The following is a 15,668-nucleotide window of genomic DNA, read 5'->3' as shown; positions in this document are numbered from 1 at the left end:
CACCCGACCTCGCTGCCCGGGCCGCACGGCTGCGGCGACCTCGGCCCCGGCGCCTTCCACTTCGTCGACTGGCTGCACGGCGCCGGCCAGCGCGTGTGGCAACTGCTGCCGACCAACCCGATCGGCCCAGGCAACTCGCCCTATCAGAGCGTGTCGGCGTTCGCCGGCAGCGAGCTGATGGTCGCCCTCGAGCCGTTGGTCGAGCGCGGCTGGCTCGCGCCGACCGAGCCTGCGCGTTTCGACCGTCACCGCGTCGACTGGGCGCAGGTCGTGCCGTGGCGCATGCGGCGGCTGCGCGAGGCCGAGGCGGGGTTCCGCGCCCGCGCGTCGGCGGCGGACCGCGCCGCGTTCGCGCAATGGTGCGCCGCCGAGGCCGCCTGGCTCGACGACTACGCGCTGTTCATGGCGCTCGACCAGGCGCACCGCGCGCGGGGCGGCGAAGGCGGCTGGTGGGCCTGGGACGCGGCGCTGGCCGCGCGCGAACCGCGTGCGCTCGCGGCGGCCGCGCGCGAGCACGCCGACGAGGCCGGCTTCTGGCGTTTCGCGCAGTGGTGCTTCGGCTGGCAGTGGGCTGCGCTGCACACCCACGCGCGGGCGCGCGACGTCGCGGTGGTCGGCGACCTGCCGATCTTCGTCGCGCACCACAGCGCCGACTGCTGGGCGCGCCCCGACCTGTACTTCCTCGACGACGCGTTCCAGCCGACGGTGGTCGCCGGCGTGCCGCCCGACTATTTCAGCGCCACCGGGCAGCGCTGGGGCAACCCGCTGTACCGCTGGGAACGGATGGCCGCCGAAGGGTACGCGTGGTGGGTCGCGCGCGTGCGGCGCGCGCTGGCGCTGGCCGACGCGTTTCGCATCGACCACTTCCGCGGCTTCGCCGGCTACTGGGAGATCCCGGCCGCGTGCCCGACCGCGGTCGACGGCCGCTGGGTGGCGGGCCCCGGCGCGATGCTGTTCGAGGCCATCGAGGCGGCGCTGGGGCGGTTGCCGATCGTCGCCGAGGACCTGGGCGTGATCACCCCCGACGTCGTCGCGCTGCGCGAGCGCTTCGGCTTTCCGGGCATGCGCATCCTGCAGTTCGCGTTCGCCGGCGACGCCGGCGACCGCTTCCTCCCCCACAACCATGCGCCCGAGACGGTCGTCTACACGGGCACGCACGACAACGACACCACGCGCGGCTGGTGGCACGCCTGCACGGAACGCGAGCGCGTCTTTGCCGGCACCTACCTCGCCTGCGGAGGGCACGACGTGCACTGGGCGATGATCCGCGCGGCGAGCCAGTCGGTGGCGCACCTGGCGATCTTCCCGCTGCAGGACGTGCTGGGGCTCGACGGCAGTCACCGCATGAACCTGCCCGGCACGCTCGAAGGCAACTGGGGTTGGCGCTTCGACTGGGACATGGTCGGCAGCGAGCCCGCGCGCGTGCTGGGGAGGATCACCGCGGCGTCGGGGCGCGGCCCCTTCGACCGCCTGCCATTGCCGCTTGCGCCGGACGGCTACCGCGCGCCGTAGGATCCCGGGCGCCGAGGCTCCGCCCCCCGCCGGACGCAGGCCGATCCGCGCGAGCACCGGCGACGCGCGGCGACTGCCGATCGGCCGCCGCGCGTCGGCACCGCGCGCGGTCGGCGTCCCGTCAGCCGGGGGCCTTCAGGCCGCCGCCGCGGACCCGGCCTTGCCGGTGTGCCGGTGGTGCCGCCGCGGGGGAGGCGCCGATGGAACCGTGGGAGAGGGGACGACTTCAGCCGCCCGCCGGGTCATCCGCCGGCGCGCCGCCCATCACCTGGCTGAAGCCGGCGTCGACGTAGGTGATCTCGGCAGTGACGCCGGCGGCGAGGTCCGACAGCAGGAACGCCGCGACGTTGCCGACGTCGTCGATCGTCACGTTGCGCTTGAGCGGCGCGTTGCGCTCGACGATGTCGAGGATGCGGTGGAAGCTCTTGATGCCCGACGCCGCCAGCGTGCGGATCGGCCCGGCCGAGATGCCGTTGACGCGGATGCCGCGCGGCCCGAGGTTGGCCGCGAGGTAGCGCACGCTCGCCTCGAGCGACGCCTTGGCCAGCCCCATCGTGTTGTAGTGCGGCACGTAACGCATCGCGCCGAGGTAGGTCATCGTCAGCAGCGCCGACCGCGGGTTCAGGTACGGCAGCGCCGCCTTCGCCATCGCCGGGAAGCTGTACGCCGAGATCTCGTGCGCGACGCGGTAGGCCTCGCGGCTGAGCCCGTCGAGCAGGTCGCCGGCGATCGCCTCGCGCGGCGCGAAGCCGATCGAGTGCACGAAGCCGTCGAACGTCGGCCACGCCTGCGCCAGGTCGGCGAACAGGCGTTCGATCTGCGCGTCGTCGCCGACGTCGCAGTCGAACACCAGCTGCGAGTCGAACTCGGCGGCCATCTCGGTGATGCGGTCGCGGAAGCGCTCGCCGACGTAGCTGAACGCCAGTTCGGCGCCTTCGCGGCGGCAGGCGCGCGCGATGCCGTAGGCGATCGAGCGGTTGGACAGCAAGCCGGTGATCAGCAGCCGCTTGCCGGCGAGGAATCCCATGGCATCTCCCACTGTGATCGACCGCCGGGCCGGCGGCGAAGTGTCGTCGTGAAGGCGGCGACGATTCTCGCACGCACACCGGGCCCTCGCGCCGCACGGTGGCGGGCGGCTTGAACGGGGTTTGCGCTGTGCTTATAATGCGCGCTTCACTGAAGTGCAGCATTGCGCGAAGCGATGCAATGGGGCGGTGTCATCCAGCCCTTTTTTTTTGCTCGATCGTTTTTTCGCACCGTTTTCGCACCGACTGTTCAGCGCCGCTGTTCGCCACCCGCCGCCTTCTTCACCCGACGTCTTCGCCGACCAGAACCGAACGTGCCCAGCAGGTTGACCCCGCGCCAGACGCGGCAGCCCCGCAAACCCACGCGTGGCGCGCCCACGCGCGGCGAGGCCGTGCGCGCGCGTGCGGTGCGCAGCGCGGCGCCACCGGCGCGCGTGGCGCACGACCCCTGGGCCGGGGTCGCAGGCCCGGCCGTCGGCGGGGCGTGGACGGCTGCGGTCGAGCGCACGGTCACCGGCATGGGCTACGACCTGGTCGACGTCGAGCGCGCCGCGCAGGGACTGTTGCGCGTGACCATCGACCGCGTGCCCGGGCGCACCTACCCGGCGGGCGACTCGGCGTTCGTCACCGTCGACGACTGCGAGGCGGTGACGCGCCAGCTGCAGTACGTGCTCGAGGTCGAGGGCTGCGACTACGCGCGGCTCGAGGTGTCGTCGCCCGGACTCGACCGTCCGCTCAAGCGCGTCGCCGACTACGAACGATTCACCGGCGCCGAGGTCGACCTGACGCTCAAGGAGCCGTACGAGGGCCGGCGCAGGTATCGCGGCCGGCTGCTGGCCGGCGAGGGCGGGCAGTGGCGCCTGGCGCTGCCCGACGGCGTGCGCGCGCTCGACTTCGCGTTCGACGAGGTGCGCGAGGCGCGGCTGGTGCCGGTGGTGGATTTCAAGGGCCGCAGGGCCCGCCCCGAGACGCCCGAGGCGTCCGGGTCCGACGAGGTTGACGGAGGTCGAAGGGAATGAACCGCGAAATGCTGATGCTGGTCGACGCCATCTCGCGCGAGAAGAACGTCGATCGAGACGTGGTGTTCGGCGCGGTCGAGGCGGCGCTGGCGCAGGCGACGAAGAAGCTGCACGGCGGCGAGGTCGACATCCGCGTCGCCGTCGACCGCGAGACCGGCGACTACGAGACGTTCCGCCGCTGGCACGTCGTGCCCAACGAGGCCGGGCTGCAGAACGCCGAGGCCGAGGTGCTGCTGTTCGAGGCGCAGGAGCAGATCCCCGACATCGAGGTCGACGACCACATCGAGGAGCCGATCGAGTCGGTGCCGATCGGGCGCATCGGCGCGATGGCCGCCAAGCAGGTGATCCTGCAGAAGATCCGCGACGCCGAGCGCGAGCAGCTGCTCAACGACTTCCTCGCGCGCGGCGACAAGATCTTCGTCGGCACGGTCAAGCGGCTGGACAAGGGCGACGTGATCGTCGAGAGCGGCCGTGTCGAGGGGCGCCTGAAGCGCGGCGAGATGATCCCGAAGGAGAACCTGCGCAGCGGCGACCGCGTGCGCGCGTACATCCTGGGCGTCGACCCGACGGTGCGCGGCCCGCAGATCATGCTGTCGCGCTCGGCGCCGGGCTTCATGATGGAGCTGTTCCGCCAGGAGGTGCCCGAGATCGAGCAGGGCCTGCTCGAGATCAAGAGCTGCGCGCGCGACCCGGGCAGCCGCGCGAAGATCGCGGTGGTCAGCCACGACCGCCGCGTCGACCCGATCGGCACCTGCGTCGGCGTGCGCGGCTCGCGCGTCAACGCGGTCACCAACGAGCTCGCCGGCGAGCGCGTCGACATCGTGCTGTGGAGCGAGGATCCGGCGCAGTTCGTCATCGGCGCGCTGGCGCCGGCGAACGTGCAGTCGATCGTCGTCGACGAGGAGCGCCACGCGATGGACGTGGTCGTCGACGAGGAGAACCTCGCGATCGCGATCGGACGCGGCGGGCAGAACGTGCGTCTGGCCAGCGAGCTCACCGGCTGGCGCATCAACATCATGACCGCCGAGGAGTCGCAGGCCAAGCAGGCGCAGGAGAGCGACTCGGTGCGCCGCCTGTTCGTCGACAAGCTCGACGTCGACGAGGAGGTCGCCGACATCCTGATCGCCGAGGGCTTCACGAGCCTCGAGGAGGTGGCCTACGTGCCGATCGCCGAGATGCTCGAGATCGAGGCCTTCGACGGCGACACCGTCAACGAACTGCGCACCCGTGCGAAGGACGCGCTGCTGACGATGGAGATCGCGCGCGAGGAGCGCGTCGAGGAGGTGTCGCAGGACCTGCGCGACCTCGAGCTCGACGGCCAGGGCCTGACGCCCGAGCTGATCTCCAGGCTCGCCGACGGCGGCATCCACACCCGCGACGACCTCGCCGACCTCGCGGTCGACGAGCTCACCGAGATGACCGGCCTCGACGACGAGGCGGCCAAGGCGCTGATCATGAAGGCGCGTGAACACTGGTTCACCGCCTGAGCGCCGCCGCCGCACCGCGTCCACCGGTTAACGAAGCAAGGAAATCCCAGATGGCAGTCACCACCGTCGCCCAGTTGGCCGCCGAGCTCAACCGCCCGGCGGCAACGCTGCTCGAGCAGCTGCAGTCGGCTGGCGTGCGCAAGGGCTCGACCGACGATGCGCTGACCGAGCACGACAAGGAGCGCCTGCTCGAGTACCTGCGCACCGTCCACGGCACGGCCGGTGGCGAACGCAAGAAGATCACGCTCACGCGCAAGAGCACCAGCGAGATCAAGCAGGCCGACGCCAGCGGCAAGGCGCGCACGATCCAGGTCGAGGTGCGCAAGAAGCGCGTGTTCGTCAAGCGCGAGGAGGCGGCGCCGGCCGAGGAGGCCGCGCCCGCCGCGCCGGTGATCGACGAAGCCGAACTGCAGCGCCGCGAGGAAGAGGCGCAGCGCCAGGCCGACCTGCTCAAGCGCCAGGAGGAGGAGCTCGCCGAGCGCCGCCGCCAGCGCGAGGCCGAGGAGCGCGCCGAACGCGAGGCCGCCGAGCAACGCGCGCGCGAGGCCGCCGAGAAGGCCGCTGCCGAGCTCGCCGCCGCCGAGGCAGCCAAGCAGGCCGGCGCCAAGGCCAAGGCCGAGCCGCCTGTGCCCGCCCCCGCCCCCGCCGCCGAAGCGCCGAAGCCGGCGCTGCGCGTGGTCAAGGCGGTCGACGTCGACGCTGCCGAGAAGCAGCGCCTGGCCGATCTGGAGAAGCGCCGCAAGGCCGCCGAGGCCGAGGCCGCGGCGATCCGCGCGATGATGTCGCAGCCGCGCAAGGTGCTGACCGCCAAGAAGCCCGAGGAGGCCAAGCCGGCCGAGGCGGCGAAGGCCGGCATCGCGGGCACGATCCATCGGCCGAAGACCGCTGCCGCCGCGCCGGGTGCGGCCGGTGCCGCCAAGCCGGGCGACAAGAAGTCGGTCAAGTCGGACAAGATGTCGTCGGCCTGGGCCGACGGCGCCAAGCGTCCGGGGGCGGTCAAGGGACGCACCGACGCCGGCGCGGCGCGTGGCGGCTGGAAGGCGCCGCGCGGCGGCGCACGGCGCGGCGGCGACCGCGGCGAGGGCGAGTCGAGCTACGTCGCGCCCGCCGAGGCGCCGGTGCACGAGGTGCACGTGCCCGAGACGATCTCGGTGGCCGACCTCGCGCACAAGATGAGCGTCAAGGCCAGCGAGGTCATCAAGCAGCTGATGAAGCTCGGGCAGATGGTGACGATCAACCAGCAGCTCGACCAGGAGACGGCGATGATCGTCGTCGAGGAGATGGGGCACAAGGCGTTCGCCGCCAAGCTCGACAGCCCCGAGGCATTCCTGGTCGAGGAGGGCGAGACGTCGTCGCACGCCGAGGCGCTGCCGCGCGCGCCCGTGGTCACCGTGATGGGCCACGTCGACCACGGCAAGACCTCGCTGCTCGACCACATCCGCACCAGCCGCGTCGCGGCCGGCGAGGCCGGCGGCATCACGCAGCACATCGGCGCGTACCACGTGCAGACGCCGCGCGGCATGATCACCTTCCTCGACACGCCGGGCCACGAGGCGTTCACGGCGATGCGCGCGCGCGGCGCGAAGGCCACCGACATCGTGATCCTGGTCGTCGCCGCCGACGACGGCGTGATGCCGCAGACCAAGGAGGCGATCCACCACGCGAAGGCCGCGGGCGTGCCGATCGTCGTGGCGATCAACAAGATCGACAAGCCCGACGCCAACCCCGAGCGCGTGCGCAGCGAACTGGTCGCCGAGTCGGTGGTGCCCGAGGAGTTCGGTGGCGACTCGCCGTTCTGCGCGGTGTCGGCCAAGACCGGCCAGGGCATCGACGAACTGCTCGAGCAGGTGCTGCTGCAGGCCGAGGTGCTCGAGCTGACGGCGCCGGTCGACGCGCCGGCCAAGGGCCTGGTGATCGAGGCCCGGCTGGACAAGGGCAAGGGCCCGGTGGCCACCGTGCTGGTGCAGTCGGGCACGCTCAGGCGCGGCGACGTCGTGCTCGCCGGCAGCTCGTACGGGCGGGTGCGCGCGATGCTCGACGAGGACGGCAAGCCGGCCCAGGAGGCGGGGCCGTCGATCCCGGTCGAGATCCAGGGCCTGACCGAGGTGCCGGCGGCGGGCGACGAGTTCATGGTGCTCGCCGACGAGCGCCGCGCGCGCGAGATCGCCACCTTCCGCCAGGGCAAGTACCGCGAGGTCACGCTCAACAAGCGTCAGGCCGCCAAGCTCGAGAGCATGTTCGAGCAGATGGGCGAGGGCAAGGTGCTGACGCTGCCGCTGATCGTCAAGGCCGACGTGCAGGGCTCGCAGGAGGCGCTCGCGACCTCGCTGCTCAAGCTGTCGACCGACGAGGTGAAGGTGCAGATCGTGCACGCCGCCGTCGGCGCCGTCAGCGAGAGCGACGTCAACCTCGCGCTGGCGTCGAAGGCCGTCGTCATCGGCTTCAACGTGCGCGCCGACGCCGGGGCGCGCAAGCTCGCCGAGGGCAGCGGCGTCGATATCCGCTACTACAACATCATCTACGACGCGGTCGACGACGTGAAGGCGGCGATGAGCGGGCTGCTGGCGCCCGAGCAGCGCGAGGAGGTCATCGGCACCGCCGAGATCCGGCAGGTGTTCGTCGCCTCGAAGATCGGCACGGTGGCCGGCTCGATGGTCACCGCCGGGGTGGTGCGCCGCGGCGCGCGCTTCCGCCTGCTGCGCGACCACGTGGTCGTCTACACCGGCGAGGTCGAGTCGGTGCGCCGCATCAAGGAGGACGTGCGCGAGGTCAAGGAAGGCTTCGAGTGCGGCATCAAGCTGAAGAACTACAACGACATCAAGGAAGGCGACCAGCTCGAGTTCTTCGAGATCAAGGAAGTGGCACGCACGCTCTGACCGGTTCCGGCGGCGCTCGTCCGAAGCCCCGCCGGCCGGCGGGGCTTCGATTTTTGTGGAGCGGCACGATGAGACACAAGCGATCGATCCCCAACCGCAGCTACCGCGTGGCCGACCAGATCCAGCGCGACCTGGCCGAGCTGATCCGCGAGCTGAAGGATCCGCGCATCGGCATGCTGACGATCAGCGCGGTCGACGTCTCGCCCGACTACGCGCATGCGCAGGTCTGGTTCTCGCTGCTCGTGGGCGACCCCGCCGAGTGCGAGATCGCGCTCAACGAGGCCGCGGGCTTCCTGCGCAACGGCCTGTTCAAGCGACTGGCGATCCACACCGTGCCGACGCTGCACTTCCATTTCGACCGCACGACCGAACGCGCCGCCGAGCTCAACGACCTGATCCGCCGCGCGAACGCGAGCCAGGCCAAGGACTGACATGGGTGAGCCGCGCGTGCGCGTGCCGCGCCGTGCCTTGCACGGCGTGCTGCTGCTCGACAAGCCGTCCGGCCTGTCGAGCAACGACGCGCTGCAGCGGGCCAGGCGGCTGTACCGCGCCGAGAAGGCCGGCCACACCGGCACGCTCGACCCGCTGGCCAGCGGGCTGCTGCCGATCTGCTTCGGCGCGGCGACCAAGTTCGCGCAGGCGAGCCTCGACGCCGACAAGGCCTACCGCGCGACGCTGGCGCTCGGCGTCACGACGACCACCGGCGACGCCGAGGGCGAGGTCGTCGCGCGGCGCCCGGTCCAGGTCGACCGCGGTGCGATCGACGCAGCCTGCGTGCGCTTCGTCGGGCCGCTCGACCAGGTGCCGCCGATGCACTCGGCGCTCAAGCACCGGGGCCGCGCGCTGTACGACTACGCGCGCGCCGGCGTCAGCGTCGAGCGTGCGCCGCGCCGCGTCACGGTCCGCCGCCTCGACGTCGTCGAGTCGGACGGCCAGCGGCTGGTGCTCGACGTGGTGTGCAGCAAGGGCACCTACGTGCGCACGCTGGCCGAGGACCTCGGCGACGCGCTGGGCTGCGGCGCGCACCTGTCGGCGCTGCGCCGAACCGCGAGCGGCGCGCTGCGCGTCGAAGACGCCGCGACGCTCGACGCGCTGCAGGCGCTCGACGAGGCGCAGCGCGACGCGCGGCTGCTGCCGCCCGACGTGCTGGTGGCGCACTGGCCGCCGGTGTCGCTGCCCGACGACGAGGCGGGGCGCTTCCTCACCGGCCTGCGCCGCCGCGTGCGCCTGCCCGACGCCCCCGCGGTGCGCGTGTACGGCGCGCAGCCGCGCGCCTTCCTCGGCAGCGCGCACATCACCGCCGGCGAACTGATCGCCGACCGACTGCTCAGCCCGGCCGAGGTGGCCGGGCTGCTCGAACCACGAGAGCCCTCATGAACCACCCGATCCGCAACATCGCGATCATCGCCCACGTCGACCACGGCAAGACCACGCTCGTCGACCAGCTGCTGCGCCAGAGCGGCACCTTCCGCGACAACCAGCAGGTCGCCGAACGCGTGATGGACAGCAACGATCTCGAGCGCGAGCGCGGCATCACGATCCTGGCGAAGAACTGCGCGGTGCGCTGGGGCGACACCCACATCAACATCGTCGACACGCCGGGCCACGCCGACTTCGGCGGCGAGGTCGAGCGCGTGCTGTCGATGGTCGACGGGGTGCTGCTGCTCGTCGACGCGGTCGAGGGCCCGATGCCGCAGACGCGCTTCGTCACGAAGAAGGCGCTCGCACTGGGGCTCAAGCCGATCGTCGTCGTCAACAAGGTCGACCGCCCGGGCTCGCGCATCGACTACGTGATCAACGCCACGTTCGACTTGTTCGACAAGCTCGGCGCGAGCGAGGAGCAGCTCGACTTCCCGGTGGTCTACGCGTCGGGCCTGAACGGCTGGGCCACGCTCGAGCCGGGCCGGGTCGGCACCGACCTTGCGCCGCTGTTCGAGGCGATCGTGCGGCACGTGCCGCCGCACCAGGGCGACCGCGACGCGCCGCTGCAGCTGCAGATCTGCTCGCTCGACTACTCGAGCTACGTCGGGCGCATCGGCATCGGCCGCGTCAACGCCGGCACGATCCGCCCGGGCATGGACGTCGCGGTGTGCGAAGGCCCCGACGCGCCGCCGAGGAAGGGCCGCGTCAACCAGGTGCTCACGTTCGAGGGCCTCGAGCGGCGCGTCGCCGACAGCGCCGGGCCGGGCGACATCGTGCTCGTCAACGGCATCGAGGACATCGGCATCGGCGTCACGCTGACCGACCTCGACGACCCGCGTCCGCTGCCGATGCTGCAGGTCGACGAGCCGACGCTGACGATGAACTTCTGCGTCAACACCAGCCCGCTGGCCGGGCGCGAGGGCAAGTTCGTCACCAGCCGGCAGATCCGCGACCGGCTCGAGCGCGAGCTGCAGAGCAACGTCGCGCTGCGCGTCAAGGACACCGCGGAGGACGGTGTCTACGAGGTCTCGGGGCGCGGCGAACTGCACCTGACGATCCTGCTCGAGAACATGCGCCGCGAGGGCTACGAGCTGGCGGTGAGCAAGCCGCGCGTCGTGTTCCACGACGACGGCGGCGTGCGCATGGAGCCGATCGAGCTGGTGACCTGCGACGTCGAGGACCAGCACCAGGGCGCGGTGATGCAGGCGCTGGGCGAGCGCCGCGCCGAGCTCGTGCACATGGAGACCGACGGCATGGGGCGCGTGCGGCTCGAGTACCGCATCCCGGCGCGCGGGTTGATCGGCTTCTCGACCGAGTTCCTCAACCTCACGCGCGGCACCGGCCTGATCAGCAACATCTTCGACTCGTGGGAACCGTTCAAGGGCGAGATCGCCGGGCGCAAGAACGGCGTGCTGGTCAGCCAGGAGGACGGCGAGATCGTCACCTACGCGCTGGGCAAGCTCGACGACCGCGGGCGCATGTTCGTCAGGCCCGGCGATCCGGTGTACGAGGGCATGATCGTCGGCGTGCACAACCGCGACAACGACCTCGTCGTCAACGCGGTGCGCACCAAGCAGCTGACCAACTTCCGCGTCAGCGGCAAGGAGGACGCGATCAAGGTCACGCCGCCGATCGAGCTGACGCTCGAGTACGCGGTCGAGTTCATCGAGGACGACGAACTCGTCGAGATCACGCCGAAGTCGATCCGGCTGCGCAAGCGCTTCCTGAAGGAGCACGAGCGCAAACGCGCGCAGCGCGAGGCCGCGTAGACGCCGCGCCGGCCGGTTCGACGCGATGACGCACCGACGGGCCGTGGCGACGATGGTGCTGGCGACGCTGCTGTGGAGCATCGCCGGCGTCGTCACGCGCCAGCTCGACGCCGCGAAGACCTTCGAGGTCACGTTCTGGCGCAGCGCGTTCAACGCGCTGGCGCTGGTGGTGCTGCTCGGCTGGCTGCGCGGGCCGGCGGTGCTCGTCGCGTCGCTGCGCGGCGGCGGTCGCGTCATGTGGCTGTCGGGCCTGTGCTGGAGCGTCATGTTCACCGCGTTCATGGTCGCGATCACGCTGACGACGGTGGCCAACGTGCTGGTGACGATGGCCGTGTCGCCGCTGATCGCGGCGCTGGCCGCGCGCCTGTGGCTCGGCCACCGGCTGCCGCCGCGCACCTGGGGCGCGATCGTCGCGGCCGGCGTGGGCATCGCGTGGATGTACGGCAGCGAGGTGCACGGCGCCGGGGCGCGGCACGTGCTCGGCGTGGCGGTCGCACTGGCGGTGCCGGTGGCCGCGGCGGTGAACTGGACGCTGATCCAGAGCCTGCGCTCGCCGCGGCGCAGCGCGCCGGCGCCCGACATGCTGCCCGCCGTGCTGATCGGCGCGACGCTGTCGGCGCTGGCGACGCTGCCGCTGGCCTGGCCGTTCGAGGCCGGCGGGCGCGACGTGGCGTGGCTGGCGCTGCTCGGCGTGGCGCAGCTCGCGGTCCCCTGCCTGCTGGCGGTGTCGGCGGCTCGCGTGCTGAGCGCGCCCGAGGTGTCGCTGCTGGCGCTGCTCGAGGTGATCTTCGGCGTCGCCTGGGCCTGGCTCGGTGGCGGCGAGACGCCTTCGCCGGCGGTACTGGGCGGCGGCGCGCTGGTGCTCGTCGCGCTGGTGGCCAACGAACTGCTCGGCGTGCGGCGCGCCATGGGCCCGCAGGCGGCCCGGCGTTAGGGGCAATCCCGCGCCGGGCGTCCGCGGCGTGGCCCTAGGATCGCGGTGTCCGCTTTCCACGGCAACGCGATGAACCACCTGTCCGGCCTCGACGCCCTGTTCCTGCACCTGGAGACACCGCAGATGCCGATGCACGTCGGCGCGCTGCACGTGCTCGAGCTGCCGGCCGGCTATCGCGGGCGCTTCGTCAACGACCTGCGCCGCCACCTGAAGTCGCGCCTGCCGGTGGCGCCGGCGCTGCGCCGGCGGCTGTGGTGGATGCCGCTGAACCTGGCCAACCCGGCGTGGATCGACGCCGAACCCGACCTGCGCGAGCACGTCGTCGAACTGCGACTGCCGAAGACGGCGCGCCACGGCAGCGGCATGCCCGAGCTCGAGGCCGAGGTCGGCCGCCTGCACGCGGTGCTGCTCGACCGCGAACGCCCGCTGTGGAAGATGCATGTCTTCGAAGGCCTCGGCCCGAGCGTCGAAGGGCGCCGGCGCGTGGGCCTGTACACGCAGCTGCACCACGCCGCGGTCGACGGCCAGGCCGCGGTGGCACTGGCCAACGCGATCCTCGACCTCACGCCGCAGCCGCGCACGCTGCCGAAGGTGAAGGCGGCCGCGCGGTCGCCGGAGATCGTGCCCGGCGTCGTCGAGATGCTGCGCAGCGCCTTCGGCGCCGAGGTGCAGCAGGTCGCGAAAATCGTGCGCGAGCTGCCGGCGACCGTCGGCACGCTGGGCGGCGCCGCGTCGCGCGCGCTGGCCGGGCGCGACAAGGGCTTCAGCAACGTCACGCTGGCGCCGCGCACGCCGCTGAACGTGTCGGTCGGCGTCGGCCGCGCGTTCGCCGCGGTGTCGCTGCCGCTCAACGAGGTGCGCCTGCTCGGGCGCGCCCACGGCGCGACGATCAACGACATGGTGCTGATGGTGTGCGGCTCGGCGCTGCGGCGCTACTTCGGGCGCCAGCGCAACCTGCCGCGCAAGTCGATGATCGCGGCGGTGCCGATCTCGCTGCGCGAGGCCGGGGACGCGAGCAGCGACAACCAGGCGTCGATGAGCCTGGTCAGCCTGGGCACGCACCTGGCCGACCCGCTGAAGCGGCTGGCACACGTCAGGGCCGCCACCGCGGCGATGAAGGACACGATGGGCGCGCTCAAGGGCGTGCTGCCGACCGACTACCCGTCGATCGGCGTGCCCTGGCTGCTCGAGGCGGCGACCAAGCTGTACGGCAAGGCGCGCGTCGCCGACCGCATCCCCAGCGTCGCCAACCTGGTGATCTCCAACGTGCCCGGGCCGGCGGCGCCGCTGTACCTGGCCGGCGCGCGCATGCTGACGAACCACCCGACCTCGATCGTCGTGCACGGGCTCGCGCTGAACATCACGGTGCAGAGCTACGACCAGTCGCTGGACTTCGGCCTGATGGCCGACGCGCTCGCGATGCCCGACGTGCGGCTGCTCGCCGAGGACATCCGCGTGGCGTTCGACGACCTGCGTGCGCTGCCGCTGCCCGGCGACGAGCCGCCGAGCGCCGGCGACATCGCGCGCGGCGTGGCGCGCCGCGCCGGGCGCGAGCTCGAGCAGGTGGTCAACCTGGCGGTGCCGAAGTCGGTGGTCGACGCCGCACGCGGCGCGACGGCGTTCGGCAGCGCGATGGGCTCGGCGGTGGGGCAGACGCTGGGGAGCACGCAGGCGATGCGGCTGCTCGGCCGCGTCGTGCCCGACATGGCGGCGAAGACGGTCGGCAGCGTGGTGGGCGGTGTGCGTGACACTGTCTCGAAGGCGACACGCGCACCTAGGGCAAGCGCTCCAGCCAAACGCAAGCGCAGTCGCTAGCATGCATGGCAGGTGCCCGCCAGGGTACGCTGTACAAGACCATGCCCGTTCACCGCCGACCGCGTCCCACGATCGCCCTGCCGCCGGCGTCGATCGACGCCGGCGCCGAAGCCGCCGATAGCGCAGCGCGCCTGCAGGCGCCGGGCCCCTGGCTGATGATGCTCGAGGGGCGCGCGCCGTGGGAGTGGGCCGCACTGCTCGCCGCGCTGCCCTGGCTGCGGCGCCTGCCGCCCGGCGACGGACACCCGGTGCTGGTGTTCCCGGGCCTGGGTGCTTCGGACATCACGACGCTGCCGCTGCGCCATTTCCTGCGTGGCTGCGGCTACACGCCGTACCCGTGGCGCCAGGGTTTCAACTTCGGGCCGCGTCACGGCGTGCTCGACGCGACGCGCGCGATGGTCGCGCAGGCCGCCGAGCGCCACCGCGAGAAGGTCAGCCTGATCGGCTGGAGCCTGGGCGGCGTGTACGCACGCGAGATCGCCAAGGAGCAGCCCGGGCACGTGCGCTGCGTGATCACGCTCGGCACGCCGTTCGCGGGCCACCCGCGCGCCACCAACGCCTGGCGCTTCTACGAGCTGGTCAGCGGCCAGCACACCGATGACGACGAACTGCTGGCGCTGCTGCGCGAGCCACCCCCGGTGCCCACGACGTCGATCTACAGCAAGACCGACGGCATCGTCGCGTGGCAATGCAGCCTCAACGACCCGGCACACCCGCTGGCCGAGAACGTCGAGGTGCACGCCAGCCACATCGGCATGGGCATGAACCCGCTGGCGCTGTACGCGATCGCCGACCGCCTCGCGCAGGATCCGGCGCACTGGCGGCGTTTCGACGCGCAGGGCGCGCGTCGGTGGTTCTTCCGCACCACGCACGAAGGCCCGCTGGCCGCGGCGTCGGGGCGCTGATGCGCGTCGTCGCCAACGGCGTCGGCATCGAGGTCGACGACTGCGGCCCGCCCGGGGGCGAACCGCTGCTGCTGGTGATGGGGCTGGCGATGCAGCTCGTCGCCTGGCCCGACGAACTCGTCGCCGCGCTGCAGGCGCGCGGCTTTCGCGTGATCCGCTTCGACAACCGAGACATCGGGCTGAGCCAGTGGTTCGACGAGCTCGGCGTGCCCAGCATCGGCTGGGCCGCGCTGCGCTACACGCTGCGCCTGCCGGTGCGCGCGCCGTACGCGCTGGCCGACATGGCGGCCGACACGGTGGGCGTGCTCGACGCGCTGGGCATCGACCGTGCCCATGTGTGCGGCGCGTCGATGGGCGGGATGATCGCGCAGCACGTCGCGGCGAGGCACCCGCAGCGCGTGCGCAGCCTGACGCTGATGATGACCAGCTCGGGCGACCGCAGGTTGCCGCCGCCGGCGCCGGTGGTGCGGCGCGCGCTGCTGCGCCGTCCGACCGGTGCCGACCGCGCCGCGGCGCTCGAGCAGATGCACCGCCTGCTGACGATGATTTCCAGCCCCGCCCACCGGCCCGACCCGACCGAGCTCACCGTGCGGCTGCAGGCCGCGATGCAGCGCGCGTTCCACCCGGCCGGCGCGACGCGCCAGCTGCTGGCCATCGCCGCCGACGGCGACCGCTCGCGCCTGCTGCGCCGCATCGTCGCGCCGACGCGAGTGATGCACGGGCGCGACGACCCGCTGGTGCGCGTGGCCGCCGCGCACGACCTGGTGAGCAAGATCGCGCCGGCCGAGATCGAGGTCATCCCCGGCTGGGGCCACGACCTGCCGCAGGCGCTGCTGCCGCGCCTGGCCGACGGCATCGCGCACAACGCGGCGCGGGCGCGGCAGGCCTGAAGCCTGCCGCGGCA

At 72.4% G+C, this 15,668-nt stretch carries 12 protein-coding genes; 11 read left to right on the top strand and 1 reads right to left on the bottom strand.

The window, feature by feature from the left end:
- A partial coding sequence (gene malQ / locus PKC53_RS01620; RefSeq protein ID WP_324425613.1) for a 4-alpha-glucanotransferase occupies positions 1 to 1,512 on the top strand: 1,512 nt, incomplete at its 5' end.
- A 226-nt stretch (positions 1,513 to 1,738) separates the two neighbouring features.
- On the opposite strand, the gene fabI is transcribed toward malQ, so the two are convergent.
- Positions 1,739 to 2,539 (bottom strand): enoyl-ACP reductase FabI, encoded by an 801-nt coding sequence (fabI, locus tag PKC53_RS01615; protein ID WP_324425611.1) that lies wholly within the window; start codon positions 2,537 to 2,539, stop codon positions 1,739 to 1,741.
- A 432-nt stretch (positions 2,540 to 2,971) separates the two neighbouring features.
- On the opposite strand from fabI, the gene rimP reads away from it, so the two are divergent.
- The 10 genes from rimP (at position 2,972) to PKC53_RS01565 (ending at position 15,654) form a co-directional block, all read left to right on the top strand.
- A complete protein-coding gene (gene rimP, locus PKC53_RS01610) occupies positions 2,972 to 3,556 on the top strand; it encodes a ribosome maturation factor RimP (RefSeq protein ID WP_324425643.1) in 585 nt (194 codons plus the stop codon).
- Positions 3,553 to 5,043: a transcription termination factor NusA gene (gene nusA / locus PKC53_RS01605; RefSeq protein ID WP_324425609.1), complete on the top strand. Its 1,491-nt coding sequence runs from the start codon at positions 3,553 to 3,555 to the stop codon at positions 5,041 to 5,043. The genes rimP and nusA overlap by 4 nt, the downstream gene beginning before the upstream one ends.
- A 50-nt stretch (positions 5,044 to 5,093) precedes the next feature.
- The gene (gene infB, locus PKC53_RS01600) at positions 5,094 to 7,919 is read left to right on the top strand and encodes a translation initiation factor IF-2 (RefSeq protein WP_324425607.1); all 2,826 of its coding nucleotides are present in this window, start codon (positions 5,094 to 5,096) and stop codon (positions 7,917 to 7,919) included.
- A 68-nt stretch (positions 7,920 to 7,987) separates the two neighbouring features.
- Positions 7,988 to 8,350, top strand: coding sequence for a 30S ribosome-binding factor RbfA (rbfA, locus tag PKC53_RS01595; RefSeq protein ID WP_324425605.1), 363 nt, complete (start codon positions 7,988 to 7,990; stop codon positions 8,348 to 8,350).
- Position 8,351: 1 nt separating this feature from the next.
- A complete protein-coding gene (gene truB, locus PKC53_RS01590) occupies positions 8,352 to 9,296 on the top strand; it encodes a tRNA pseudouridine(55) synthase TruB (RefSeq protein WP_324425603.1) in 945 nt (314 codons plus the stop codon).
- Complete coding sequence (typA, locus tag PKC53_RS01585) at positions 9,293 to 11,110, top strand: translational GTPase TypA (protein ID WP_324425602.1); 1,818 nt, start codon at positions 9,293 to 9,295, stop codon at positions 11,108 to 11,110. Before truB ends, typA begins: the two co-directional genes overlap by 4 nt.
- A gap of 25 nt (positions 11,111 to 11,135) precedes the next feature.
- Positions 11,136 to 12,044 (top strand): DMT family transporter, encoded by a 909-nt coding sequence (locus PKC53_RS01580; protein ID WP_324425601.1) that lies wholly within the window; start codon positions 11,136 to 11,138, stop codon positions 12,042 to 12,044.
- 69 nt (positions 12,045 to 12,113) lie between these two features.
- Positions 12,114 to 13,859: a wax ester/triacylglycerol synthase family O-acyltransferase gene (locus PKC53_RS01575; RefSeq protein ID WP_324425600.1), complete on the top strand. Its 1,746-nt coding sequence runs from the start codon at positions 12,114 to 12,116 to the stop codon at positions 13,857 to 13,859.
- Positions 13,860 to 13,900: 41 nt separating this feature from the next.
- On the top strand, positions 13,901 to 14,764 hold the full coding sequence (locus tag PKC53_RS01570; protein ID WP_324425599.1) for an alpha/beta fold hydrolase: 864 nt from the start codon (positions 13,901 to 13,903) through the stop codon (positions 14,762 to 14,764).
- A complete protein-coding gene (locus tag PKC53_RS01565; RefSeq protein WP_324425597.1) occupies positions 14,764 to 15,654 on the top strand; it encodes an alpha/beta hydrolase in 891 nt (296 codons plus the stop codon). The genes PKC53_RS01570 and PKC53_RS01565 overlap by 1 nt, the downstream gene beginning before the upstream one ends.
- Positions 15,655 to 15,668: the final 14 nt, after the last annotated feature.

It is taken from the genome of Azohydromonas sp. (genome assembly GCF_035325925.1).
GTDB lineage: Bacteria > Pseudomonadota > Gammaproteobacteria > Burkholderiales > Burkholderiaceae_C > Calidifontimicrobium.
This window is presented reverse-complemented; position numbering and strand designations above follow the sequence as displayed.

Bases quoted from the DNA above. Each gene is read 5' to 3' on its own strand.
- fabI (WP_324425611.1), bottom strand. From the start codon at position 2,539: ATGGGATTCCTCGCCGGCAAGCGGCTGCTGATCACCGGCTTGCTGTCC.
- nusA (WP_324425609.1), top strand. From the start codon at position 3,553: ATGAACCGCGAAATGCTGATGCTGGTCGACGCCATCTCGCGCGAGAAG.
- infB (WP_324425607.1), top strand. From the start codon at position 5,094: ATGGCAGTCACCACCGTCGCCCAGTTGGCCGCCGAGCTCAACCGCCCG.
- rbfA (WP_324425605.1), top strand. From the start codon at position 7,988: ATGAGACACAAGCGATCGATCCCCAACCGCAGCTACCGCGTGGCCGAC.
- truB (WP_324425603.1), top strand. From the start codon at position 8,352: ATGGGTGAGCCGCGCGTGCGCGTGCCGCGCCGTGCCTTGCACGGCGTG.
- typA (WP_324425602.1), top strand. From the start codon at position 9,293: ATGAACCACCCGATCCGCAACATCGCGATCATCGCCCACGTCGACCAC.
- PKC53_RS01580 (WP_324425601.1), top strand. From the start codon at position 11,136: ATGACGCACCGACGGGCCGTGGCGACGATGGTGCTGGCGACGCTGCTG.
- PKC53_RS01575 (WP_324425600.1), top strand. From the start codon at position 12,114: ATGAACCACCTGTCCGGCCTCGACGCCCTGTTCCTGCACCTGGAGACA.
- PKC53_RS01570 (WP_324425599.1), top strand. From the start codon at position 13,901: ATGCCCGTTCACCGCCGACCGCGTCCCACGATCGCCCTGCCGCCGGCG.
- PKC53_RS01565 (WP_324425597.1), top strand. From the start codon at position 14,764: ATGCGCGTCGTCGCCAACGGCGTCGGCATCGAGGTCGACGACTGCGGC.